This is a genomic window from Haladaptatus sp. AB618 (assembly GCF_024136965.1).
In the GTDB taxonomy this organism is placed as follows: Archaea; Halobacteriota; Halobacteria; order Halobacteriales; family Haladaptataceae; genus Haladaptatus.
The window spans coordinates 1,048,248-1,073,704 of the sequence record NZ_JAMYJX010000001.1 but is presented as its reverse complement, the minus strand read 5'-3'; the positions used below and the strand labels follow the sequence as shown (position 1 = coordinate 1,073,704).

22 protein-coding genes and 1 tRNA gene are annotated in these 25,457 nt (G+C 61.1%); 12 read left to right on the top strand and 11 right to left on the bottom strand.

Annotated elements, in window-relative coordinates; all coding sequences use genetic code 11:
- Positions 1-601: 601 nt before the first annotated feature.
- From NKF26_RS05740 to NKF26_RS05730, 3 genes are all read right to left on the bottom strand, one after another.
- The gene (locus tag NKF26_RS05740; protein WP_253227261.1) at positions 602-1,951 is read right to left on the bottom strand and encodes a hypothetical protein; all 1,350 of its coding nucleotides are present in this window, start codon (positions 1,949-1,951) and stop codon (positions 602-604) included.
- 460 nt (positions 1,952-2,411) lie between these two features.
- Positions 2,412-2,486, bottom strand: a tRNA-Glu gene (locus tag NKF26_RS05735).
- 120 nt (positions 2,487-2,606) lie between these two features.
- The gene (locus tag NKF26_RS05730; RefSeq protein ID WP_253234082.1) at positions 2,607-4,574 is read right to left on the bottom strand and encodes a 3-hydroxyacyl-CoA dehydrogenase/enoyl-CoA hydratase family protein; all 1,968 of its coding nucleotides are present in this window, start codon (positions 4,572-4,574) and stop codon (positions 2,607-2,609) included.
- A 115-nt stretch (positions 4,575-4,689) separates the two neighbouring features.
- Between NKF26_RS05730 and NKF26_RS05725 the strand changes: the two genes are divergently transcribed.
- The 4 genes from NKF26_RS05725 to NKF26_RS05710 all read left to right on the top strand — a co-directional run bounded on the left by NKF26_RS05725 (position 4,690) and on the right by NKF26_RS05710 (position 9,492).
- Positions 4,690-5,844: an acyl-CoA dehydrogenase family protein gene (locus NKF26_RS05725; protein ID WP_253227259.1), complete on the top strand. Its 1,155-nt coding sequence runs from the start codon at positions 4,690-4,692 to the stop codon at positions 5,842-5,844.
- A 70-nt stretch (positions 5,845-5,914) separates the two neighbouring features.
- On the top strand, positions 5,915-6,286 hold the full coding sequence (locus NKF26_RS05720) for a hypothetical protein (RefSeq protein WP_253234081.1): 372 nt from the start codon (positions 5,915-5,917) through the stop codon (positions 6,284-6,286).
- A gap of 228 nt (positions 6,287-6,514) precedes the next feature.
- Complete coding sequence (locus NKF26_RS05715) at positions 6,515-7,921, top strand: S8 family serine peptidase (protein ID WP_253234080.1); 1,407 nt, start codon at positions 6,515-6,517, stop codon at positions 7,919-7,921.
- 104 nt (positions 7,922-8,025) lie between these two features.
- Positions 8,026-9,492 (top strand): S8 family serine peptidase, encoded by a 1,467-nt coding sequence (locus NKF26_RS05710; RefSeq protein ID WP_253234079.1) that lies wholly within the window; start codon positions 8,026-8,028, stop codon positions 9,490-9,492.
- 81 nt (positions 9,493-9,573) lie between these two features.
- Here NKF26_RS05710 and NKF26_RS05705 read toward each other — a convergent pair whose 3' ends face one another.
- Both NKF26_RS05705 and NKF26_RS05700 read right to left on the bottom strand, forming a co-directional pair.
- Complete coding sequence (locus NKF26_RS05705; RefSeq protein ID WP_253234078.1) at positions 9,574-10,161, bottom strand: DNA-3-methyladenine glycosylase; 588 nt, start codon at positions 10,159-10,161, stop codon at positions 9,574-9,576.
- Between the two features lie 67 nt (positions 10,162-10,228).
- Complete coding sequence (locus NKF26_RS05700; RefSeq protein ID WP_253227255.1) at positions 10,229-11,590, bottom strand: RimK family alpha-L-glutamate ligase; 1,362 nt, start codon at positions 11,588-11,590, stop codon at positions 10,229-10,231.
- Between the two features lie 133 nt (positions 11,591-11,723).
- On the opposite strand from NKF26_RS05700, the gene NKF26_RS05695 reads away from it, so the two are divergent.
- The 5 genes from NKF26_RS05695 (at position 11,724) to NKF26_RS05675 (ending at position 16,534) form a co-directional block, all read left to right on the top strand.
- On the top strand, positions 11,724-12,800 hold the full coding sequence (locus NKF26_RS05695; RefSeq protein WP_066146615.1) for a succinylglutamate desuccinylase/aspartoacylase family protein: 1,077 nt from the start codon (positions 11,724-11,726) through the stop codon (positions 12,798-12,800).
- 258 nt (positions 12,801-13,058) lie between these two features.
- Entirely contained in the window at positions 13,059-13,454 is a 396-nt protein-coding gene (gene sdhC, locus NKF26_RS05690; RefSeq protein WP_253227254.1) for a succinate dehydrogenase, cytochrome b556 subunit, read from the top strand.
- Between the two features lies 1 nt (position 13,455).
- Positions 13,456-13,821 carry a succinate dehydrogenase hydrophobic membrane anchor subunit gene (locus NKF26_RS05685; RefSeq protein ID WP_253227253.1) on the top strand — a complete coding sequence of 122 codons (366 nt, stop codon included), beginning with the start codon at positions 13,456-13,458 and terminating at the stop codon, positions 13,819-13,821.
- Entirely contained in the window at positions 13,822-14,682 is an 861-nt protein-coding gene (locus NKF26_RS05680; RefSeq protein WP_066145437.1) for a succinate dehydrogenase/fumarate reductase iron-sulfur subunit, read from the top strand. It begins immediately after the preceding gene.
- Between the two features lie 16 nt (positions 14,683-14,698).
- Positions 14,699-16,534: an FAD-binding protein gene (locus NKF26_RS05675; RefSeq protein ID WP_253227252.1), complete on the top strand. Its 1,836-nt coding sequence runs from the start codon at positions 14,699-14,701 to the stop codon at positions 16,532-16,534.
- 113 nt (positions 16,535-16,647) lie between these two features.
- Here NKF26_RS05675 and NKF26_RS05670 read toward each other — a convergent pair whose 3' ends face one another.
- Positions 16,648-17,718, bottom strand: coding sequence for an aminotransferase class I/II-fold pyridoxal phosphate-dependent enzyme (locus NKF26_RS05670; protein WP_253234077.1), 1,071 nt, complete (start codon positions 17,716-17,718; stop codon positions 16,648-16,650).
- Between the two features lie 210 nt (positions 17,719-17,928).
- On the opposite strand from NKF26_RS05670, the gene NKF26_RS05665 reads away from it, so the two are divergent.
- Positions 17,929-18,135, top strand: a complete 207-nt coding sequence (locus NKF26_RS05665) for a hypothetical protein (RefSeq protein WP_253227250.1) — start codon at positions 17,929-17,931, stop codon at positions 18,133-18,135.
- 106 nt (positions 18,136-18,241) lie between these two features.
- On the opposite strand, the gene NKF26_RS05660 is transcribed toward NKF26_RS05665, so the two are convergent.
- The 4 genes from NKF26_RS05660 to NKF26_RS05645 all read right to left on the bottom strand — a co-directional run bounded on the left by NKF26_RS05660 (position 18,242) and on the right by NKF26_RS05645 (position 21,544).
- Positions 18,242-18,619 carry a hypothetical protein gene (locus NKF26_RS05660; RefSeq protein WP_253227249.1) on the bottom strand — a complete coding sequence of 126 codons (378 nt, stop codon included), beginning with the start codon at positions 18,617-18,619 and terminating at the stop codon, positions 18,242-18,244.
- A gap of 65 nt (positions 18,620-18,684) precedes the next feature.
- On the bottom strand, positions 18,685-20,355 hold the full coding sequence (locus NKF26_RS05655) for an AarF/UbiB family protein (protein WP_253227248.1): 1,671 nt from the start codon (positions 20,353-20,355) through the stop codon (positions 18,685-18,687).
- 6 nt (positions 20,356-20,361) lie between these two features.
- Entirely contained in the window at positions 20,362-20,718 is a 357-nt protein-coding gene (locus NKF26_RS05650; RefSeq protein ID WP_066145412.1) for an Hsp20/alpha crystallin family protein, read from the bottom strand.
- A gap of 52 nt (positions 20,719-20,770) precedes the next feature.
- Positions 20,771-21,544, bottom strand: a complete 774-nt coding sequence (locus NKF26_RS05645) for a hypothetical protein (RefSeq protein ID WP_253234076.1) — start codon at positions 21,542-21,544, stop codon at positions 20,771-20,773.
- 73 nt (positions 21,545-21,617) lie between these two features.
- Between NKF26_RS05645 and glp the strand changes: the two genes are divergently transcribed.
- The gene (gene glp, locus NKF26_RS05640) at positions 21,618-22,901 is read left to right on the top strand and encodes a gephyrin-like molybdotransferase Glp (RefSeq protein ID WP_253227246.1); all 1,284 of its coding nucleotides are present in this window, start codon (positions 21,618-21,620) and stop codon (positions 22,899-22,901) included.
- Entirely contained in the window at positions 22,898-24,832 is a 1,935-nt protein-coding gene (locus NKF26_RS05635; protein ID WP_253234075.1) for a molybdopterin biosynthesis protein, read from the top strand. Before glp ends, NKF26_RS05635 begins: the two co-directional genes overlap by 4 nt.
- Here the strand turns inward: NKF26_RS05635 and NKF26_RS05630 are convergent.
- Complete coding sequence (locus tag NKF26_RS05630; RefSeq protein ID WP_066145406.1) at positions 24,791-25,453, bottom strand: HAD family hydrolase; 663 nt, start codon at positions 25,451-25,453, stop codon at positions 24,791-24,793. The two genes, NKF26_RS05635 and NKF26_RS05630, sit on opposite strands and share 42 nt — an antisense overlap.
- Positions 25,454-25,457: the final 4 nt, after the last annotated feature.

The following is a 25,457-nucleotide window of genomic DNA, read 5'->3' as shown; positions in this document are numbered from 1 at the left end:
AAGATATCCGCTAGTTCTGTTGAACTATCGAGAGTTGCCATCTCGTTTCCACCCGTCTCTGCACTATTTTCACTCGTTTGAACGGTTAGGCATTATTGATGGATATGTGGTAAATCTCCCTGAAATGTCTGTTTAGTGGGAACGGCCGGAATGGCGGCAGGCTTCGAAATAATTCGGATAGTGTTGAAGATTATGAATATGAATCGATCCACTGAATTTCATTCTCGTGGTAGATACTGCCTGCTCGAATCCCCATCCGATCGAAAACACACCGACGCATCGCTTCTCGGTCTGTTGTTCCTGAGAGATCAATCAGACCATCGCCAATGTTGACAGTACGACAATGACTTCAATGATGAAACTGGACACCTCCGGAAGTCTTGCCCAAACGACAATCTGAACGAAACTACATATGTATGTCCATACTATTAAGACAATCAAGATAGTATTACATTATATGGATCTTACATTATCGGGAGAGGATATACTCGAATCGATCTATGTACTAATCATATTAATTACATGTGTCGCGATCCTCTCACCGACGATCGCAGACATTCAACTGGCAACTCTCACTGCGGTCGGGTTGTTGGTTGCATTTTCACCGGGGGTGCTTGTTGTGGCGGCGATTAGCCGACTGGGATAGGCTATCCGCGTCGATCCACGCCAACCAGAGCCAAACGACAGGTATCGCAAACGAGGCGTTGCCGATTCCATGACCGAACACAGCAGTAACAAGTGCGGCGGCAATTACACGATATTCGAACGTCCAGTTCCACGGAGAAAAATCGTAGTCGTGCATCCGTGCGAGTTGAACATATGCACCACCGAAGACAACCCCGACGATCGCCAATCCAGGGATCCCCAGCTCGGCGACAATTCGTCCCACCAAGGTTTTGAGCGATATCGTGCCACCGGAGTTGTGCGCCAAACTGGCGAGCGATTTCGTCGGTAGGAGTTGAGTCGTATGCGCGGCTGTGCCACCTAGTCCGTACCCGACGAACCCGTGAATTGACGAGAAGGCCGCGAACACCGGTCCAATCGTCGAGAAGAATCGGGTATTAATCGAGTGTCGCCATCCACCCGTGACGAGGAAGGTTAGTTGCTTTGCCATATACGTGTGTGGTAGTAATATCACAAAGACAGCAATACCAAGCATAACGAGCCCGATACCGAGTGCCGCAAACTTCCAGCGCCCCGAGAGAAGTGTGAGCGCTGCGACGAATATGACGAGTAAAAGCATTCCTGTCGTCGAAAGGGTTGTTAAAAGGATGATGAGTAGGCCTCCGCAGACAATGGCAACACGTCGCCAGTCGTCAGCATAGTGTAGAAGCGCCGCCGGAAGAAGAGTTGTGACGATCAGAAACGCGAAGTGAGATGGCTCGCTCGCAAACCCAGTCGTTCGCCATAATCCTTCGAACCCCGTCGGTGCAAAACCACGGACCAAACGGGGAACGATGGCAAGGGCATCAAATCCCGTGACCATCCACGCGATGGAGAAGTACGCAGGGATAACGGACAGCAACCCTCCAAGGAGAAGGTATTGAGTACGTTCGTCAGTTGAGACGTCGCGCAAAGTCACACGGAGGACGAAGAAGACAGCAACGCCTACCGAGAGTGCGACAACTTGTTCGATCCACCATTTTGCTCGCAAAAATCCGGATGAGACAGTCGCATAATCGATAGCGAGGAAGACGAGCGAGTGGATCAGTGCATAGCCAAAGAGAATCCCTACGGCATAGCCGAGCGGTGAGCGGTCATAGTTGCCAAAGTGCCAGTAGACGACTGGGAGAAGTATGAGTGCGCCGAGGCTTGTAGCAGGTGCGATATAGATCGGAATTGGCAGCGGAATTGTCTCAATTGTAATCACAGCCAGTAAAAGAGCACTCACGAGAGTGCCCGCATTCCTATCGGCAGATAATCCAGAATTGAATTGATTTTCCAATGACATTGGATGTGTATCCATTCGTTGTGTTTGGAGTATAAAGTTTCTCGTATTGGTGAAAATCAACCGGTGACAGTGACCCGCGAGAGCCGTCTTTGATCGCGAGTGGCGATTCGGGAAAACCGCACGCATCCATCGAACTCGTCAACGACATCAAAGAAGGTCGTCCTCGTCACGAAATACAATACCAGAGACGAAGGAGTAGTCATTTTGGTTTGACAGATGGATCGAATCGCTACACTACGGCGACTTCCGTAGTTCCGATTTTCTTTATTGGTTTCAGGCATGGACGTACACGTATACCTGAGCAAGTAGAAAACCGAAAGAAGGCGCACCGTTGGAATGCTCGGTCAGGGATTTGAACTCGTCGAGACGGTCCGGGCATGTGGCCCTTCGGGCCATTCCGGGCTGCGACTCGTCTGCTCAAATCCCAGACGCTGCGCTTTTCCTCATTTCATTCGGAAAATGCTCGGTCAGGGATTTGAACCCTGGTCCTCGGCTCGAAAGGCCAAGATGATTGGCCGGACTACACCAACCGAGCGTCCTACGCTTCTGCGCACTCATTGCTTTCTGTTGGACTAGTTTAAACCTTCCGTTATCGACCGACAGCGGGCTGATTCCGCGTCAATTGGTGTCACCCCTTTTGGGAAGGGGTGGCAGTTTACTTGCCTTCGAACTCGGCGTCGCGCTTGCCCATGAACGCGGTGATGCCTTCCATCAGGTCGTCCGTCGCCATCAGGTGTCCGAACGCTTGGGCTTCGATTTCGAGTCCGGCCTCCGTGCTCTCCCATCCCTTGAGCATCGCACGCTTCGTGAACTTCTGTGCGATCGGCGGGCCGCCCGCGAGCTTCGTGGCCAGTTCGAAGGCGCTCTCTTCGAACTCATCGGTCGGGACGACTTCGTTCAGGAAGCCGTAGTCGGCCATCGTCTCGGGGTCGAAGCGGTCCGCGGTGAAGATGATCTCTTTCGCGCGCCCCTCGCCGACGATATGCTGGAGGCGTTGGGTTCCGCCCCACCCCGGCAGGAGGCCGAGGTCGTGTTCGGGCTGACCGAGTTCCGAGCGCTCGCTGGCGATTCGGAGGTCGGCGCACATCGACAGCTCCATCCCGCCGCCGAGACAGTAGCCGTCAATTCCGGCGACGACCGGCATCGAACAGGATTCGAGTTTACCGAACGTCTCCTGGCCTTTGCGCGAGAGTTCGATGGCTCCGATGGGGTCGGCACCGCCCGCGGCCATGCTCTGGACGTCCGCTCCGGCGGAGAACGCCTTGTCGCCCTCGCCCGTGATGAGGACGGCACGGACCTCGTCGTCCTCCTCCAGTTGGTCGATTGCGACCGACAGTTCGTCCAGCAGTTCCCCGCTGATGGTGTTCATGCGGTGTGGGCGGTCGAGGACGATTTGTCCGACCATCTCGCCGGGTTTCTCGATGCGGATGGCCTCAAACTCGATGCCTTCGTCCTCATCCGGGTCGGCGAAGCCGCCGACCTCGGCGCGCTCTTCGAGGTAGTCCGCGGGTTCGTAGCGTTCCGAACCCGTCTCCTCGTGGAGGGATTCGAGCGTTTCCAGCAACGTCGACAGTCCGGCGTCGTCTGCCATCCGGGCCGGTCCTTCGGGGAAGCCAGCGCCGAGCATGACCGCCTCGTCGATTTCCCCGGCGGGCGCGACGTCGTTGCCGACGAGTTTGGCGACCTCGTTCGCCATCACGGCTTGCAGGCGGAGGATGACGTCCTCGTTTCCGGCGTCGGTCGGGATATCGACACCGCCGTCCTCGTAGTCGTAGAATCCCGTTCCGGTTTTCTTGCCGAGGTTCCCCTCCTCGACCTTTTCGGCGAGCAGCGGGCACGGTTCGTAGGCGTCACCGAGCACCTCGTGCATATATTCGAGGACGTGATAGCCGACGTCGATGCCGACCTGGTCCGCGAGTTCGAAACTGCCCATCGGCAGGCCCATGTCGAACTTCGTCGCGCTGTCCACTTCCTCGATGGTGGCGTCGCCGGATTCGACGATCCACGCGGCCTCGTTCATCAGGGGGACGAGCACGCGGTTGACGATGAACCCGGGGCTATCCTTGCGCACGCGAACGGGGGATTTGCCCATCTCCTCGGCCAACTCCTCGGTGACGTCGAGAACGTCCTCGTTCGTGTGGGCACCCGTGATGACTTCGACGAGTTGCATCCGAACCGGCGGGTTGAAAAAGTGCATCCCGCAGAACTGTTCGGGGCGCTCGGTCACCTCGGAGAGTTCGGTGATCGAGAGACTGGACGTGTTGGTGGCAAAAATCGTGTGGTCGGGGGCGTACTCCTCCAGTTCCCCGTACACGTCCTTTTTGATCTCCATCTTCTCGGGGACGGCTTCGATGACGAAGTCGGCGTCCGAGACGGCCTCCTCGAAGTCCACGAGCGGCGTCACGCGGTCCAGCGCGGCGTCGGCGTCCGCCTCGCTGATCTGATCGTTTTCGGCCAGTTTTCCGAGGCTCCACTCGATTCCCTCGTAGCCGTTCTGGACGAACTCCTCTTTGATATCCCGCAGGTTTACGTCGAATCCCGCGAGCGCCGCGACTTCAGCGATTCCGTGGCCCATGTTGCCTGCGCCGAGAACCGCTATGGTGTTGATATCTTCGAGCTCCATGCAAGAACCCTCGTTACGGGGGTGTTTCAACGTTTCTCTATGTGAACTAATAAACGCTCTTCCAGTTTATATCTGGTTACAAAACGATTTATCCGTGGCCCCGTAATCCATCCACATGGACTTCGAACTATCAGAAGAACAGCAAGCTATTCGTGACGAAGTGCGGCGATTCGCGGAGAACGAGGTCGCACCGATCGCGAAGGAGTACGACCAGAAGGAGGAGTACCCGTGGGAAATCATCGACAAAGCGGCCGAGATGGGGTTGACCGGCGCGAACATCCCCATCGAGTACGGTGGGGCGGGCTACTCGCCACTCGAAGTCGCCATCATCGTCGAGGAACTGTTCGCCGTCGATCCGGGCATCGGCCTCTGTATCACGAGCACCGCGTTCGGCGGGGACGCCATCCGTGAGTTCGGGACGGAAGAACAGAAGGAGGAGTACCTCGCCCCCGTCGCGGCGGGCGACGCGGTCATGGGTACCGCCATCAGTGAACCGGACACGGGTTCGGACGTGTCTTCGGTCTCCACGACCGCCGAAAAGGACGGCGACGAGTGGGTCATCAACGGCAACAAGATGTGGATCACCAACGGGTCCATCGGCGACTTCTTCGTCGTCATGACGAAGACCGACCCCGAAGCAGAGGACCGCTATGCCGGGTTCTCCCAGATCATCGTCGAATCCGACCGTGACGGCTTCGAAGCCGACAAGATCACGGGGAAACTCGGTATCCGTGCCTCCGACACCGCCGAACTCATCTTCGACGACGTGCGCGTCCCCGAGGAGAACCTCGTCGGCACGCGCGGTATGGGCTTCCTACAACTCATGCAGTTCTTCGACGAAACCCGTACGGCCGTCGCCGCACAGGGTGTCGGTATCGCCAAGGGTGCGTGCGAACGCGCCCTCGAATACGCCCAAGAGCGTGAACAGTTCGGGCGTTCCATCAGCGACTTCCAAGCAATCCAGCACAAACTCGCCGAGATGCACACGAAGACGGAGGCCGCACGCAACCTCACCTACAAATCCGCGTGGAGCGTCTCCGAGGGCGACGGACAACTGACCCAGTTGGCATCGATGGCGAAGGAGTTCTCCTCGCGTACCGCCGTCGAGTGCGCCGACGAAGCGGTTCAGATTCACGGCGGGTCCGGATACGTCAACGATTTCGACGTTGAACGACTGTACCGTGATGCGAAGATCACCCAGATCTACGAGGGAACGACGGAAATACAGAAGAACATCATCGCCCGGGAACTGCTCGGGAAAGGATTCTGAGCGCTCACTGGGACACCTAAGTGTGTAGGCATCGGCCTTTTGGATTTCTATTTCGATAGTTTGGATAACCATGAGTTCCAATTCGACCGGTGTTGCGGGGACGGACTCGGAGGACCAACACGCCGGAGCGAACGACCTCGACGTAGTGATGGAACTACTGGCGGACCACCGTCGTCGACACGTCCTTTACTGTCTTCGGAGTAGCGACTCGCCCCTCGACTCGGAACGTCTCGCCGAGCGAATCGTGGATCTGGACGACCGCACGACGAGGGATAAACGGGAAATCCTCATCGAACTACGCCACAACCATATCCCGAAGATGGATGCGGCCGGGGTCATCGAATGGGAAAGCGACGGAATCCGATTCGATGGATCGGAGACACTCATCGAATCGTACCTCGATCTCACTGCTGAATTGGAACCCGACGTGAGTTTTCGGTAATCGACGTCCGTTCTTTTTCCCTCGTTCTCCATAGCGCATACGTAATCGCCCGCAACGGGAGATTTTTCCATATTAATTATATTAGAATTTAATTCTTTCCGGAGATCATCTATCTTCGAGTGATTCGTTAGCAGTTGCCGAGACCGATAACATTAAACAGAATAAGTATTGATATCTATTGGAATGTCACAAAAACCAACGAGACGTTCATTTTTGAAAGGTGCAGGGGTGGCACTTGCTGGACTGACGATGACGATGCCGACGGTCTCCGCGAGTCCGTCGGAGGACCGCTATATCGTCGATCTTCGGTCCACATCGGACAGCGACCTGGCAGGGCTCGACATCGTCCATCGTCTCGATCAAATCGACATCGCGGTCGTCAAGGGGACTGACGAAAAGGTGAGTGGAACGCGGTATTCGAAGGACGTCGACATGGCGGTGACGTTCCCGGAGGTGGAGCATCACGGACACCACCACGACCGGCATCATTGGATGCAGGACCCGCTCTACAAGTATCAGTGGGACAAGCAGGCACAACGCATCCCGCAGGTTCACCGGAAGACGCGCGGAGAAGGGACCCGCGTGTCGGTCATCGATTCGGGAGCGTACGAGGACCATCCGGATTTGAAACACGCGCTCAACACCGACCTCTCGAAGAACTTCACCGACGACGGCGGGGACTTCAACCCGGTCGAGAGCGACCACGGAACGCACTGTTCCGGTATCATCGCCGCAGACGACAGGAACGGGAAAGGCGTGACCGGCACCGCGCCCGAAACAGACCTCGTCGCCCTTCGGGTGTTCTCCGGGCCGGAAGCGACGTTCGGCGACGTTATCGCGGCGATGGTGTATAGCGCGGACATCGGATCCGACGTGGCGAACATGAGCCTCGGTGCGTACCCGCTGCCGGACGATTCGGACACCGCCGTTCTCAAGGACTCCGTCGAACGGGCGTCCTCGTACGCGAACGAGAAGGGTACGCTCATGGTCGCGGCGGCGGGCAACGATTCGTCCAACCTCGACGCCGACGGCGACGTCATCAGCCTCCCGAACGAGGCCGACAACGTCATGAGTATCAGCGCCACCGGCCCCATCGGCTACCGTTGGGACGACGAGAATCCGGAGGACGAAAACTACCACGCGGCGCTCCGTCACCTCCGAAAGCCGACGTACGAACCGGCGTTTTACACGAACTACGGCGCGGATGCGGTCGACATCAGCGCACCCGGCGGAAACGCCGACCAGAGCCAGATCGGTACCGACTCGAAGTGGTACTACGACCTCGTTCTGAGCACGATCTTTACCGAAGAGGACGGCGAACGAGTGCCGGACTACGGGTGGATGGCGGGAACGAGCATGGCGTCACCACAAGTGACGGCCGTCGCCGCACTGGTCAAGAGCGTCAACCCGGATGCGACGCCGGGCGAGGTTCGCCAGCACCTCGAAGACACGGCACGTGACCTCGACAACCCGACCTATCACGGGGAGGGCCACCTCGACACCGCACGGGCCGTCTGGAAGGAAATCGGGGACGACCGTTGGGGTCATCACGGTCACGACGACCACGACGACGGCCACGGACACAGTCGCGGATATGATCACGACGACGATCACGGTCACGGTCACGACGACTGAGTTCATCTTCGTCCCGAAAAATATGAACGTATTCTATACTTTCATATTTTTAATCGATAATTGAGTATTAACATTAATATATGTTCGATGGGAAGTGAGAACGAATGTCACGAAAACCGACGCGCCGTTCTTTTTTGAAGGGTGCAGGGGTTGCACTGGGTGGATTGGCACTGACCGTCCCGACCGTTTCCGCGGAATCGACTTCGGACCGATACGTCGTCGATCTGCGTGATGCCTCGGCCGACGTCCTCGACGGCCTCGAAGTCGTCCACGATCTCAGCCAAATCGGCATCGCCGTGGTCAAAGGTGACGAGAGCAAGGTCGTGGGAACGCGGTACTCCAAGGACGTGAAGATGGAGTTCAACCGAGTCGAGGCCGAACACCACGAACGTTCGGACCATCATCCACACGATACGCGCTACGACCTGCAGTGGGACAAACAAGCACAGAACGTGCTCCAAGTCCACCGAAAGACGCGCGGGGAGGGGACCCGCGTGTCGGTCATCGACTCCGGGGCGCTCGAAACCCATCCGGATTTGAAACACGCGCTCAACACCGACCTCTCGAAGAACTTCACCGGGGACGGCGGGGACTTCAACCCCCTCATCAGCGACCACGGAACCCACGTCTCGGGCATCATCGCCGCCGACGGATCGAACGAGGACGGCGTCATCGGAACCGCACCCGACACGGACCTCGTCGCCCTTCGGGTCTTTACCGGACCGTTCGCGACGTTCGGGGACATCGTCGCGGCGATGGTGTACAGCGCGGACATCGAGTCCGACGTGTCGAACATGAGTCTCGGCGCGTACCCGCTGCCGGACGATTCGGATACGGAACTGTTGGAGGAGTCCATCGAGCGGGCGTCCACGTACGCGAACGAGAAGGGCACGCTCCTCGTCGCGGCCGCGGGCAACGACGGCGTGAACCTCGATACCGACGGCGACGTCATCAGCCTCCCGAACGAGGCCGACAACGTCATGAGCATCAGCGCCACCGGCCCCATCGGCTTTCTCTGGGACGACGAGGAAAAAGACGAGGACGAAGACCACCACGGTCATCACTGGCACCACGACCATCATCACTACAAGCGGGCGCTCCACCACTTGCGAAAGCCGACGTGGGAACCGGCCTTCTACACCAACTACGGGGCGGAGGCCATCGACATCAGCGCACCCGGCGGAAACCTCGATCAGGACGCACCGGAGGACGCGAACGCACAGTACGACATGGTGCTGAGCACGGTGTTCGACTGGGGCGACGAGGACGACGAGGCGGACATGGTTCCCGCGTACGGTTGGAAGGCGGGAACGAGCATGGCGACGCCGCAGGTCGTCGGTGCTGCCGCGCTGATCAAGAGCGCCAACCCGGACGCGACGCCCGGTGAGGTCCGTGAACACCTCGAAAACACCGCGCGCGACCTCGACAACCCGACCTACCACGGAGAGGGCCACCTCGACACCCGACGTGCCGTCCGGCGACCGATCTGGAGTCACCATCACGGACACGGTCACGATGACGACCACGGCCATGGCCACGACGGCGACCACGGAAACGGACACGACGACTGAATCCATCGCCCATCCCCCAACTACGGTATCCGCGGAAGGACGACCGTAGACACCCTCCGGCGTCGTTTTCGAACGGTTTTCTCACTCCGATTCGTACTCGGCCCAGATGTATCGCGTCGCGACCGAGCGGTAGGGTCGCCACTGTTCGCCGATTTCACGCATCTCCTCGCGCGTCAGCTCTGCCCCGTTTCCGTACAGTTGCTGGATGCCGCGGCGTACCGCGAGGTCACCGAGCGGGAGGATGTCCTCCCGTTCCAGCACGAACAGCAGATACATTCTGGCGGTCCACTCGCCGACACCCTTTATCTCGGTCAGCGCGTCCACGACTTCCTCGTTCGAATGCTCGGATAGTCCCTCCCTGGTGAGATCGTTCCGCTGGAACGCGCGAGCCGCGTTCTTCAGGTATTCGACTTTCGTGCGCGAGAGACCCGCGTCCCGGAGGTCGTCGTCGTCCGCGGCCAGCACGGTTTTCGGCGTCACGTCCCCGAGCAGGGAGAAGACGCGCTCTTTGACCGCCGCCGCGCTCGCCGTCGAGAGCTGTTGGTTGATTATCGAGATACAGAGCCGTTCATACTCCGACCAGTTCGCTTCGGAGTACGGGTCGTGTCTGTCGAGCAACTCGGCCATCACGGGGTCCTCCCGAAGTGTAGATAGTGCGTCGTCGTTCATCGTCTCACTCGTAGCAGTTGCTCATCGGTAGGAAGCCACGGCAAAAAAGCTGTCCGCCTTACCCTGCTTATTCTTCGGCGTGCTCCTCTTCCTCTTCCATCTCGGCTTCGTCCTCGGCATCGACCCGGCGGCGCACGTCCACCTGGTAATGTTCGAGGATGTCCCGACCGAGGAGGACCGGGTAGTCCATGTGACTTCGGTCCTCGATGCTCGCGGTGACGGTGTGGCGGTTGCCGCCGACGCCGATGACCACGTCCACGACGGGGCGCGATTTGCTCGACTTGCTGCTGCCCGACTTGACGCGGGTCATGCTCTTGATGGGACCGGCACCGATCTGGGCGGCGAGTTTCGTGTCGATACTCGACCGGGTTGCACCCGTGTCGGATTTCGCGACGACGGTTTCCGACCCGCTGGTTCCGCTCACCAGCACTTCCTCTGTGTAGCCGATGACGACGGTTTCGGTCGGTTCCGGACTACTGCTGACGGGCTTGCAGGACGGGACGGAGTCGTCCAACGTCGCGGACAACTCATCCACGCGCTGGTGGTCGACCTCCCCGCCGCCCGCCTCGATCGCCGCCTTCGCGATGTACGGGGCCGCACTTCGGCCGGTCGCCTTGTACAGGCCTTTGAACCCGGCCGTCGGGTTGACTTCCAGGACGTACCAGCCGTCGTTCCCCTCGATGAGGTCCACACCGGCGTAGTCGAGTCCGACGACGTCGGTCGCCCGCCGGGCGATATCGACGACTTCGTCCGGCAGTTCGTCGGTCATGTCCTCGACGTCGCCGCCGAGCGCGACGTTCGTCCGCCAGTCGTTTTCCGGGGCGTAGCGGTTCATCGCGCCGACGATCTGGTCGCCGACGACGTAGACGCGAAGGTCGCGGTGTCGTCCCTCGTCGCGCTCGATGAGGTCCTGTAAGAACGCCTGTCGATCTCCCACGCGCGGATTGACGAGTTCGTCCGGACCGACCTTCCACGTCCCACCGCCGTGAGTTCCGATGGCGGTTTTGTAGACGGCCTCCTCGCCGTAGTTCGCCCGACCGTCGTTGAGGCGGTCGGTGTCGAGCGCGAGAAGCGCATCCGGAACTTGGACTCCGGCGTTCGTGAGACTCGCCGCGGTCGAGAACTTGTGAATGGCCGTCATAACCGCGTGCGGTCGGTTGAGAATCGGAACGAGAGAGTCGTAGATGTTCGCGAGTCCGAGCGCTTCGGACGGTTGTTCAGTATTGGAGAGCAGAAGGCGGTTGGCGACGACGTCGATATCCGGTTCGAGCGTGACTTCCCCATTCTCGATTTCGACCGCGGTGTTTTCGTGGCGAAGCCACTCCGGTTCGTGACCGAGATCCTCGATAGCGTTGCAGATCGCTTTCGTTTCCTTGCTGTTGTGTAGACTGAGTACCCCAACCCGTACAGGTGAGCCGTTAGAATCCATTAACGTACATTTCGTCCGTCCGGTCTTAAATCGTTCCCAGTTGATTTGAAGCGTCAACGTCCCCCACAGAATAGTTTCGGAACGGGACATGTGTAGTAGTATATTTTTATACGGTGCTCCCTGAGTGGTGTACATGACCGGGGACGAGGCGGAGCCGTTCACGTACAATGGCGGTATCGTGGAACCGGGCGAAATCCAAAACATCCGGTACGGAATCAGCGAGACGTATCTCGGTGATCCGGTTCGGATTCCCGTTACCATCGTCAACGGGGAGTATCCCGGCCCGACCGTCTTTCTCTCTGCGGCGGCCCACGGTGACGAACTCAACGGTATCGAAGTCGTCCGTGAAGTCGCCTACGACTGGAATCACGAGGAGTTGCACGGGACCATCGTCTGTCTCCCCGTGATGAACGTCCCCGGGTTCCTCGCCCAACAGCGATACCTCCCCATCTACGACCGCGACCTGAACCGCTCGTTCCCGGGGCGTCAGGGGTCCACGAGCGCGAAGCGGATGGCCGATCAGATCTATCGCAACTTCCTCGAACCGTGCGATTTCGGCATCGACTTCCACACGTCCACACGCGGCCGGACGAACATGCTCCACGTTCGTGCTGATATGGAGAATCCCGAAGTCGTCCGACTCGCCCGCGCGTTCGGTTCGAACGTCATCATCTCCTCGCACGGTTCGTCCGGAACGCTCCGTCGGGAGGCCTCCGATTCGGGAATTCCGACCATCACCATCGAGATGGGCGAAGCACACCGCTTCCAACGACACTTCATCGACCGAGCGCTCGAAGGAGTGATGAGCGCCTTCGCGGAGTACAATCTCCACCCCGACGACCCGGTGAAGTGGCCCGGATGGCGAACCGTCATCGACGACGAGAAGGAAAAGACGTGGCTCCGCGCGGACGTCGGGGGCCTCGTCGAGATGCATTACGACCGTGGCTCGCTGGTGTACGAGGGGACGCCAATCTGTTCCATCACGAACCCGTTCAAGACCGAAAGCGAGTCCGTCAAGGCACCGTTCACCGGCCTGCTCGTCGGTGTGCTGGAGAATCCGGTGGTCTACCCCGGAAACCCGCTCTGTCACATCGTGGAACTGAACGCGGACACCCGCCGCGCGCTGAAACGCGACCGGGCACACGCGGAAACCGAGGGCGACGTGCAACCGCCGGGCTACGTCGGGGCACCCGAACTCGGCGACCAGTAACCCCGATATCCGCGACGGTTGCCGCTTCATCCCGAAAGCGGCAATCTGTGGTTTGAATATTACTGATAGTTAGTTCCTGTAAACACTCAAACGTTCGCCGTATTTGTTGTAGAGATGAGCCGATAGAGACCCGGAGATGCGCGTCCGTTTCGGATTCGGTACTGAGGGGGCGAGTGGTCAATCGAGGTGCACTTTCGGGGCGCATACGCGGACAGGTAGTAACTTCTATTTGCCCCCGGTACCGACCATTCGAGTGGCATGAGTCAATCGTATGATCGAGGCCTCATTGAGGACTTCGGCCGATGGCGTGAGTTTTCGGCCGGCATGTGGGCCTGGATCTTCCACAAATTTACCGGGTGGGTGCTCATCGGCTATTTGTTCACACATATCGCCGTGCTGAGTACCTCTACTGTCGGTAACGGGCACTACTACACCCAAACGATCCAGGGTCTCGAAGGGCTAACCGTCATCCGAATCGCCGAAGTCGGACTGATCGCCGTGGCTGTCTTCCACATTCTCAACGGCGTCAGACTCCTCTTTATCGACCTCGGACTCGGACTGGAATCGCAGGACAAGAGCTTCTACGCGTCGCTGATCGTGACCGCCATCATCGTGTTGGCGAGCATTCCGACGCTACTCTCGGGGGCGTTCTGAAATGGCAGAGCGCTACTCCTCGTTCCGAAGCGGCAGCATGTCGTGGTTCCTCCAGCGCGTTACGGCGGCGTTCCTCATCGTCGTGCTGGCGTTCCACCTCTTCATGCTCCACTTCGTCAACCACGCCGAGGACGTGACCTTCCTCGGAACGCAGGCGCGGATGTCCCAGTGGGGATACTTCGCCACGATGACGTTGTTCCTCCTCACGGCGACGTTCCACGGCGTGAACGGCGTGTACGCGGCCCTGCTGAACCAGGGTCTCACGGGAAGCCGAAAGACGGCGGTGAAATGGGTACTCGTCGTGGCCGGCCTCCTGCTGGCCATTCAGGGTATCTACGTCGCACTCACCATGAACGGGTTGATGTAAATGAGCACGCAACTATCCGAAGACGCGGACCAGGAAAGCGAGACCGAACGCACCGAAACCCCCGGCGACCGCCGACGGGCCGAGAAGGGGGGAAACGAACCATCGAAAGTGCAGGAATCGACCGAGACGGACGGGGAGACGGTTCGCCTCAAGGTGTTCCGCTACGACCCCGAAGTCGAGGGGAAGATGGAACCGCGGTTCGACGAGTTCCACGTTCCGTACGAGAAGGGGATGACCGTCCTCGACGCGCTCATCTACGCGCGTGACCACTTCGACACGACGCTCACCTTCCGTCACTCCTGCCGACAGGCCATCTGCGGCAGCGACGCGCTGTTCATCAACGGCACGCAGCGACTGGGCTGTCAGACCCAGATTTCCGATCTGAAGGGAACGGTTCGCGTCGAACCGCTCCCGCACGCGGAGGTCGTCAAGGACCTCGTCGTGGACATGGAGCACTTCTACGACCAGATGCACTCGGTCGAACCGTACTTCCAGACGAGCGAGAAGCCGAGTGACGAACTCGAAGAACAGCGACAATCCCGCGAGAACCGCGAGAAGATCAAGATGTCCACACGCTGTATCTGGTGTGGGGCATGTATGTCCTCGTGTAACATCGCGGCGGGCGACAACCAGTATCTCGGCCCGGCGGCGCTGAACAAGGCGTTCCGATTCGCCATGGACGACCGCGAGGGCGAGGAGATGCACCAACACCGGTACGACATTCTCGACCAGGAACACGGCGTCTGGCGCTGTCAGACCCAGTTCTCCTGTACGAACGTCTGCCCGAAAGACATCCCGCTGACCGAGCACATCCAGGAACTCAAGCGCTCGGCAGTGAAGAACAACCTCAAGTTCTGGTAAGCCAAATTCAGACACAATGTACGAACACGACGTAATCGTCGTCGGTGCTGGCGGTTCGGGGCTTCGTGCGGCCATCGCGGCCCACGAGCAGGGCGCAGATGTCGCCCTCGTCACGAAGCTTCACCCCGTTCGAAGCCACACCGGCGCAGCGGAAGGCGGTATCAACGCGGCACTCAGAGAGGGCGACGACTGGGAACTCCACGCCTACGACACCATGAAGGGGTCGGACTATCTCGGCGACGCCCCAGCGATCGAAACTCTCTGTCAGGATAGCCCGAAAGAGACCATCCAACTCGAACACTGGGGAATGGCGTTCTCCCGCGAGGACGACGGACGCGTCTCCCAGCGCCCGTTCGGTGGACTGTCGTTCGCCCGGACGACCTACGCCGGGGCGGAGACGGGTCACCACCTGCTCCACACGATGTACGAGCAGGTCGTCAAACGCGGCATTCAGGTGTACGACGAATGGTACGTCACCCAACTCGCCGTCACGGACGAAGACGACCCCTCGGAACGTAGCTGTCACGGTGTCGTCGGCTACGACATCCAGACCGGCAAGATCGAAGGCTTCACCGCCAAAAACGGCGTCATCCTGACGACCGGTGGTCTCGGGCAGGTCTTCGACCACACGACCAACGCGGTTGCCAACACCGGCGACGGTGCCGCGATGGCATACCGTGCGGGTGTCCCGCTGGAGGACATGGAGTTCATCCAATTCCACCCGACAACGCTCCCTTCGACCGGTGTTCTCATCTCCGAAGGTGTGCGTGGCGAAGGTGGTATCCTCTACAACAGCGAGGGAGAACGGTTCATGTTCGAGCACGGCTACGCGAACAACGACGGCGAACTCGCCTCCCGTGACGTGGTCGCCCGTGCCGAACTGACCGAAGTGAACAACGGACGCGGCATCAACGACGAGTACGTCCACCTCGACATGCGCCACCTCGGCGAGGAGCGCATCACGGACCGTCTCGAAAACATCCTCCACCTCGCGCGGGACTTCGAGGGCGTCGACGCGCTCGAAGAACCGATGCCGGTCAAACCCGGCCAGCACTACGCGATGGGTGGCATCGAAACCGACGAGAACGGCGAGACCTGCATCTCCGGACTGTACGCCGCGGGCGAGTGTGCCTGCGTGTCCGTCCACGGGTCGAACCGTCTCGGCGGCAACGCCCTGCCGGAACTCATCGTCTTCGGTGCCCGCGCCGGACGCCACGCCGCGGGCGAGGACCTCGGCGAACCGGAGATTCAGACCGGACAGAGCGGCGACATCGAGATGGGCGACGTCGATACGCCCGTCGAACCCGGTGCGGTCGATTCGGACGACGACAGTGCCGTAGCCGACGGCGGGACCTCGCTCGCCGACCCGTCCCAGACCGTCGAAGACACGTTGGAAGCCGAACGTGCCCGTATCGAGACGCTTCTCGAAAAGGACGACGGCGTCCAGCAGGCCGAACTGCGCGCCAAACTCCAGAAGACGATGACGGACAACGTCAACGTGTTCCGAAACGAGGAGGGTCTCAAGCAGGCGCTCGAAGACATCCACGAGATTCGGAAGTCCTACGGCGACGTGTACGTCAACGACCCGTCCCGTACGTTCAACACCGACCTCATCCACACCATCGAGATGCGCAACCTCCTCGATTTGGGTGAGGCCATCACGCTCGGCGCGCTCGCTCGCGACGAGTTCCGTGGCGCTCACTGGCGCGAGGAGAACCAGAACCGCCGCGACGACGTGTGGCTGAAACACACGATGCTCTCGTGGAACGACGGCACGCCGGAACTCTGGTACAGGCCGACCATCCTCGAAGGCGAGAACAAGAAGTACGAGCCGAAAGTTCGCAGTTACTGACTTCTCCGTTCTCCGCTGTCGTTTTTACTGCTCGAATTCGCTTTTCCGACAGTCGAAACTCTGAAATCCGAGGGGTTCAGGAGGACACGAGGGATACGGGAGAACAGCGGCGGTTACGCGTGTCGGTCGAGAAACGACTCGACGCGCCCCAGTCCGTCCTCCAACTCGTCGGCGGGCAGGCCGAACCCGATTCGGAAGTAGCGGTCGAACCCGAACAGGTTCCCCGGCGCGAGGACGACGCTCTCCTCCTCGACCACACCGCGACAGAACGCCTCGCTGTCCTCGAAGCCGTCCGGAATCCGGACGAAACCGTTCACGCCCACCGGGTCGTACCACTCCAAGCCGTGGTCGTTCACGAACTCCCGCACGCGGGCGCGGTTGCTCGCCGCGAGTTCGCGGTTCTCGGCCAGAATGTCCTCCTCGTGCTCGCCGAGCGCCTGCCGGGCGACGTGCTGGTCGATGATGCCCGGCGAGATTGTCGTGTAATCCTTCCACTCCCACGCGCCGTCCACGACGTCATCCGCGCCGACGAGCCAACCGAACCGAAGACCGGCGAGTCCGTACGCCTTCGTCAAACTCGTCGTGCTGATACCGTACTCGCCCATGCTCGCCACGGGGTCCACCGGATCGTCGGACAGCAGTCGGTACACCTCGTCGCAGAGCAGGTACGCCCCGGCGTCCTCCGCGAGGTCGTAGAGCGCTTCGACCGTCTCTTGCGGGTGATACCGCCCGGTCGGGTTGTTCGGGTTGTTCAGGACGATGACGTTCGTCTCCTCCCGAATCGCGTCGGCGACGGCGTCCACGTCGAGTTCCCATTCGGGCGGTTCGAGCGACACCCTCGTCACCTCGCCCATCGAGGCGGGCACCGTGTGGAGGGCCTGATAGGTCGGGGTGACTACCACGGCATGCCCGTCCTCGTCCAACAGGCTCAGGAAGGCCAGGAAGTTCGCCTCCTGTGTTCCGCAGGTGAACAGCACCTCGTCGGCGCTCCGGCCGTAGCGCTCGCCCACCTCGGCGCGGAACTCGGGGTCGCCGTTCGTCGGGATGACGTAGCCCAACTCGCCGGGGTTCAGGTCGAAGCGGTCGGCGTCGAGGCTCCGGATGCCGCTCTCGGCCAACATGATGTCGGCCTCGTGTTCGTATTCGGCGAACCAGCGTTCCAAGCCGAAGGGTTCGATTTGCATACCGAGTCTTGGCGAGGGGGAGGGGAAAAGCTACGGAATGTGGCAGTCAGGGAGATGGTGTTTTCGGGAACGGTCGGAGCGGAGTCGCGGTGGGCGTGGGCAACTCGTCTTGGTCGTGACGACTCGTCGATTGCATTCGAACACCGATCACCGTCGATTGCTTGTATCTGCAAGCAATAGCTGTATCCACCGTCGCTGGCAATTAAGTTCGTGCCAGACATTGGTAATCCAATCGGATTCGACCTCGCAACCGTTCTCACCGGATCGGGACTTACGCTCCTCCTGTCCGCGGCGATCCTGAAATACGGTAGCCAACTCCAGTACAGTACACCGAAACTATACGGAATCGGAGGCATCGGCCTCGTCGTGGTGGGTGTACTGTTCGGTCTTTTCCTCGTACTGACCGGAAACCGCTGAGTTCCGGTCCCGCCGTTGTGGATTCGATTCGGTAGTCGTTCGGTAAAGCGGACGGTTCGATCTTCGGCACCGCTCGTCCCCATGGGATTGACGCCGTGAGTTCGACTCAGGGGATGCCGAGGTACTGATGGCGGCGATAGAGGTACAACAGGGCGAACGGGATACCGATGCCGAACCACATGGCGACACCGAGGAGGACGTATTCGGAACGGGGTTTCCACTCGGACACCGACGCGACGTACTTTCGGTCGAAGTGGATACCGATGGCGACGGCGGCGGGCGCAGTGAGTAACGCAAGCCCGAGAACGAACGTTATCGGAGCGGGGAGCGTCGAAACCGAGAGCGGCGGTTCGCCGTGGAGCACGAGTCCGGCAACCCCGAGCGCGACGGTGGCGATGAAAGCAGAAATCAAACCCGGCAACAGGAGTATCCACCAGTGGCTCTCGTGGTCGCTGGTACTGGAGGGAGTGACGGTGGTCGTCATTGTTCAATTCAATGACCAGAATTTGGAAAAAGATTGTGGAACGAATCGAACACGAATCGGTTTCCCTACTCCCCGTCCCGTTCCCGCAAGTTCTGTCGGGTGAACTGTGGGGTCGTTCGAATCCCGCGCCGTTTGCGGAACGAACGATAGAGCAGGAACGTGACGAACAGCGAAATCAGTCCGGCGACGGCGGCGGCGGGGAACGCCTCTGCGACGTACAACACCGCCGTCGTCAACCCGCCGAACGCGAGCAGGATGCCGTAGATGAGCCGTTTGGCCAGCAGGTCGAACACGTCGTTGTCGTCCTCGATGCTGACGCGGGCGTACAGGTCGTCGCGGTCGATTCTGTCCAACGCGCGCTCCAGTTTGGGCGGCGTCCGGACGAGCGACTGGGCCGACGCCTGTAGTTGATCGCCCGTCTCCGAGACGTACTGTTTGATCGACTCCTCGCGGTACCCCTCCTCGGTGAGGTACTCCGTCGCCACCGCGATGAAGTCGAAGCCGGGATCGAGGGTGACACAGACGCCCTCCACGACCGTCGCCACCCGCAGGACGAGCGCGAGGTTCGACGGCAGGCGGAGCGGGAACTCGTAGATCGTGTCCTCGACCTGCGAGACGATCTGTTGGACGCGATAGGTCTCGATGTCCTCGCCGCGGGCGTCCTCGATGGCGAGTTCCATCACCTGTCCCATCGTCCTGCGGTCGGCTTCGGGGCTGAGGGTTCCCATCTCGATGAGCGCGTCGAGGATCCCTTCGATGTCCTGGTTCGCCACCGCGATGTAGAACTCGACGATCTTACGCTGGATGAAGTCGTCCACGTGCCCGCTCATGCCGAAGTCGTAGAAGATGATGCTGCCATCGTCCGTGACGGCGAGGTTACCGGGATGCGGGTCCGCGTGGAACACGCCGTCCTGAATTATCATCTGGAGGTAGGCCCGCTGGAGGTTTACGGCGAGTTCGTGGCGGTCGAGTCCCTCCTCGTCAAGTTCGTCTATCCGGTTGATCTTCGTGCCGCCGAGGAACTCCATCGTGAGGACGCGGGAACCGGAGTGGCTCTCGATGACGCGCGGGATGACGATATCGGGGTCGTCCTCGAAGTTCGTCCGAATCTCGTTCAGCATCGACGCCTCGCGGTCGTAATCCATCTCCTCCCGGATCGTCCGACCGAACTCGTCGGCGAGGTTTTCGAGCGAGAAGGCCCGTCCCTGGCCCAAAAATCGCATGAGAACGGGAAGCGACCAGCGAATGACTCGTAGGTCGGCCGCGACCAGGTCCTCGATGCCGGGGCGTCTGACCTTCACCGCGACGCGCTCGCCGTCGATTCGCGCGTCGTACACCTGCCCGAGGCTCGCACCGCTGATCGCGTCAGTGTCGAACTCCTCGAAGTTGTCCTCGATGGGGCCGAGTTCCGCTTCGAGGACGTTTTGAGCGTCCTCCCACGGGGCGGGCGGGACTTCGTCTTGCAGTTTCGAAAGCTCGTCCACGTACTCCGGCGGGAGAACGTCGGGACGGCTCGACAGTAGTTGCCCGAGTTTGATGAACGTCGGACCGAGGGTCAAAAGCGAACTGAGGAGCGTATCCGCCCGCTCCCGTCGCATCTCGCTCGTCACCTGCCGTGACGACCCGAAGAACAGGAACCGATTCCGGTCGCGGGCATAGCTCACCAGCAGCGGCAAGAACTGCCATGCGACGATAACGAACCGACGATATGCGCGGAGAAATACCAGTGTGACCACCCGCGCTTAACGGCTCGTAACCGGCACCGACTCCTCGGGAGCCGACGTCCGTTTCGGGAGCGTGATTTCGAGCACACCACGGGAAACCGTCGCTTCCGCACCTGAGCCGGTCGCATCCGGCGGAAGCGGCAGTTCGGCATCGAGGAAGAGCGGGCGTTCCTCGCTCAGGTAGTCGAACTCGATGGGAACGTCCTTCTCGCGCCGCGCTTCGATCTGGAGGCGGCCATTCGTCACGTCGATGTCGATAGTTTCCTCGGTGACGCCGGGCATGTCGAGGACGAGGAGGTACTCCCCGTCGCTCTCCAGTAGGTCTGCGAACACGGCATCCGGGAGTTCTCGCAACGCATCGCGCAGCGCTGACATAGTTGCGTCTTAGGACGCAGGGCCGAAAAAGGGTGCGGTCTTGGCGGTCGAATTACAGGCCGAGGACGAACGCACCGATGGCGAAAAACAGGACTCCGGCGACCACGTACGGGAGACCCTTCCACGCCGCACGCCGCGCTGCACCGCGTTCGTCCGTATCCGAGATGACGAACTTGGTGTCGCCGCCGGACCCGATGATGGTGTTCACCTCCCCGGCCTCGCTCCCCGCACTGGCGTCGTACCGCGCCTCGCCGAGGATGTGAACCGATTCGCCGACATCGAGGCGTCTCTCGATGTATTTTCGGTCCTTTCCGGTGTTCAACTCGAACAGTTTCAAGTCGAGGCTCTTCTCCTCCGACCCGACGTCCTCGTTTCGCCGGATGAACTCCCGTATCGGTTCGGGCGGTCGTTTCCCGCCGCGAACGTCGATGGAACGTTCGGCACTCAACCGAAAGTCGGCCGAGCGAGGGTCCACGAGCGCGCTGGCCGTCCCGTCCTCGATGCGAAACGCCGTGAAGTTGTAGCCGCTGTCGATGGTCGTCCAACTACGCCCGTTCTTGGAGTTTCGTTCTTCCTTGACTTCGTACTCGTATGCCAGACACTCGTTCCCGGTAAACGGGGACGTGAGGGTTCCGCCCTGGGCTTGCGCGGTACCTTCCACCTCGACAGGCCCGCCGTCACCGAGCGACATCACGTCGCTCGGGTCGTTGGTCAGGATTCGATACGAGAGGAGGAGTTCGCGGCCACCGTACCACAACAGGGCACAGCCGAGAATCGCGGCGACGGCGGCGATCAACAGGGCGAGCGGTTGATCAGGGAGGGCCATGCCGAACCGTGTTGTCTACGAGACGATAAGTGTTCCCCGCTTCCTTTTTGCCCGCCGTCCCGAACGGGTTCATATGAGCGACCACCAACCGGACAGAAAGCAGTCCGGGTTCAAGGAAACGACACGCGTGGCGGCGGCGCGTGAGCAACTACAAGAGGTCGTCGCCGGACACGACCGCACCGAATCCGTCCCGCTGCTCGACGCGGATGATCGGGTGCTCGCCGAGGAAATCGTCGCCCCGCGAAACGTCCCCCACTACTCGCAGGCCGCGATGGATGGCTACGCCGTCAGGGCACGGGACACCTTCGGTGCCAGCGGCCGGTCGCCCGAAGCCCTCCGAAGAGCGGAGGAAATGGGCCCCGGCGCGGCAGTTCGGGTCCACACCGGGAGCGAAGTACCGGCGGGGGCGGACGCGATAGTGATGATAGAGCAAACGGACGAGTTCGGAACCGACATCGAAGTGTTCGATGCCGTCGCGGAGGGCGAAAACGTCGCACCCGTCGGCGAGGATGTCGAGAGGGGACAGTCGCTCTACGAGCAGGGCCATCGTCTGCGGCCGTCCGACCTCGGCATGCTGAAATCCGTCGGCGTGCGCGAAGTGACCGTCTACGAACCGCCGCGGATCGCCGTGATTCCGACCGGTGAGGAACTCGTGCAAACCGACCCTGATCCGGGCGAAGTGGTCGAAACCAACGGCCTCACGGTTTCCCGGTTCGTGGAGCGGTGGGGTGGCGACGCGACGTATCACGACGTGGTGACCGACGACGAGACGGCGCTCCGCGAAGCGATCGAGTCGAACCTCGACCACGACATCGTCGTCACGACGGGTGGCTCGTCCGTGGGGAAGCGGGATCTGCTTCCGGAAGTCGTCGACTCCATCGGCGAAGTGATCGTCCACGGCGTCGCGCTGAAACCGGGCCACCCGGTCGCCCTCGGTATCATCGAACACGACACGATGGCCAGTGAAAATTCTGAGAATTCGGAGGATTCCGACCCGGATGGCGAGGAAACCCCGATCGTGATGTTGCCGGGTTATCCGGTCGCCTGCATCATCAACGCCGTCCAATTCGTCCGGCCCGCGCTGAAGTGGACGGGCAACCTGCCGCTCGATGATTTCCCGACGACGGATGCACTGCTCGAACGCAAGATTCGAAGCGAACCCGGTATCAGATCGTTCGTTCGGGTGACGGTGAATGAGGACGGGGAAGAGCGGTCGGCCACCCCCACGCGAACGAGCGGTTCGGGCATCCTCTCCAGCGTCGCGCTGGCGGATGGATGGGTCGAAGTCCCCGAGGAGCGCGAGGGGATTCCCGCGGGAGAGACCGTCGCGGTCGGAAACTGGGAGTGGTCGGCATGACCGATCGAAAGGAGTTCCGCGACCTCGCGGAACCCGAGGAGGCACACGAAGCGATCGCCTCGTTGGACCTCTCGGCGGACCCCGAGTACGTCTCGCTCACCGAAGCGCGCGGTAGAGTACTGGCCGAGCGACTCGACGCCGACCGCGACGTGCCGGGGTTCGACCGGGCGAGCATGGACGGCTTCGCGGTCCAGGCGAGGGATACCTTCGGCGCGAACGAGGCCGACCCTGCCGTCCTCGACCTCGTGGGAGAGGTGCACGCGGGGACGGAACCCGACGTGGAGGTCGGCGAGGGCGAAGCCGTCGAGATTTCCACCGGGGCCGTGATGCCGCCCGGCGCGGACGCCGTGGTGATGGTCGAACGAACCGACTACGTCGAGCGCGAGGGAACGGACGGCGTGGAAGTCCGTACCGCTCTCACGCCCGGAGAACACACCATGCTCGCCGGGGCGGACATCGCGGCGGGTCAACGTGCGCTCGGACCGGGAACGCGACTCACCGCCCGCGAAATCGGGCTGCTGTCGGCGCTCGGCGTGGACGAAGTACCCGTCCGCGGAACGCCGACCGTCGGCATCATCTCCACCGGCGACGAACTCGTCCGTCCCGGCAACCCGCTGTCGGACGAGTCGGGACAGATCTACGACGTGAACAGTTACACGACGGCGGCCGCCGTGGCGGAAGCGGGCGGAGACCCTGTCCTCTATCCGCACGCTGGCGACGACTACGAGGAGATGGAGCGCCTGCTGTTGGAGGCATCCGAGGAGTGCGACCTGGTCCTGTCGTCCGGATCGACCAGCGCGAGCGCGGTGGACGTGATCTACCGCGTCATCGAATCGCGCGGCGAACTCCTGCTCCACGGCGTCGCCGTCAAACCCGGCAAGCCGATGCTCGTCGGGCGGTTCCCCGATTCGGCGTACGTCGGCCTGCCGGGGTATCCCGTCTCCGCGTTGACCATCTTCCAGACCTTCGTCGCGCCCGCCATCCGCGATGCCGCCGGACTCCCGGAACCAGCCACAGCGACCGTCGAAGCCCGGATGGCCGCCGAGGAACGCTACGACGAGGGTCGGATGCGACTCATGCCGACCGGCTTGGTCGAGGACGAACACGGCCGCACGCTCGCCTATCCGGTCGACAAGGGAAGCGGAGCGACGACCAGCCTCGTGGAAGCCGACGGCGTCGTGACGGTCCCACCGGATACGGCGTATCTCGGGGAGGGCGAGGAAGTCTCCGTGCGACTGTTCTCGCCCGACGTTCGGACCCCCTCGGTCCTCGGCGTCGGCGAGGACGACCCCGCGCTCTCCCGACTGCTCGATTCCCTCGACTCGCCGCGCTATCTCCCGTTCGGTAGCCGGGAAGGTCTGCGCCGCCTCCGGAACGGTGTGCCGGATTTCGCGGTCGTGTCCGGAGACGCCGAACGTGGTTCCGCTGGGACGGCGAACGACTCCGCCTCGGACGCGAGCGGTGGCACCGAACTGGCGTCCTATCACCGCGAGTGGGGGCTGGTCGTCCCGTCCGGAAATCCCGAGGACATCGACGGGTTGGCCGACCTCGTGGACCGAGACCTGCGGTTCATCAATCGTGGGACCGACTCTGGTCTCCGGACGACGCTCGGCAACGCAGTCGCCGACCTCGCCGACGACCGCGATACGACCCGTCACGAACTGGTCGAATCCATCGATGGGTTCGAACTCACCGTGAAGGCCCACGAAAGCCCGGCGAGAAAAGTCGCTGCAGGCGCGGCGGATGTGGGACTCGGCCTGCGCTCGACGGCGGAAAAACTCGGGTTGGGATTCGTCCCGCTCGGCGAGGAACGGGTTCGAATTCTCGTCAATCCCAACCGCGAGGAGAAGGAGGGCGTAGCGGAACTGGCATCGACGGTCGATTCGACGTTAGTCGGTGTTCTCGAACGTCTGCCGGGAGTTCATCCATAGCTCGTCGAAGCTGTTGATTCGGTAATCACCGAGCACGCACTGTTTTCTCCGGGACGGGTCGTGGCGTTCGACGTGGACGGCGTCCAACCCCGCGTTCCACGCCGCACCGATGTCGCTCGATCCGTCGCCAGCGAGGACGCCGCGCTCGTTCGTGCCGACGCCGAGTTGTGTCATGGCGTGTTCGACCGGTTCGGGATTCGGTTTCCAGCCCAACTGTTCGTCACAGCAGACGACGGTGTCGAACCAGTCGCGGATGTCGAGTCCGTCGAGCACCGGGTCGGTCAAAAAGCGCTGACAGTGGGTTACCAATCCGACCGGACAGTCGAGGTCGGCGACGAATTCGGCGTCGTCGTAAAGGAAAGTGTTCTCCGCACGGACCTGCGGGTCCTCGATGGAGTGGAACACCTCCCAGAACTCGACGGGGTCGATACCCCACGCGCTGAGTTGCGCGTCGCGTGACCCGCCGAGACCGTGCCAAATGATTTCGGATTCGTAGTCGGTAAATTCGCGTCCGAGACGGTCGCTCACGCGGTCGAACACCGAGCGAACGTATGCCGGGTCGATGTCGATGAGCGTCCCGTCCAGATCGAGCAGCCAAAAATCGTACTCACGGGCGACCATTGGG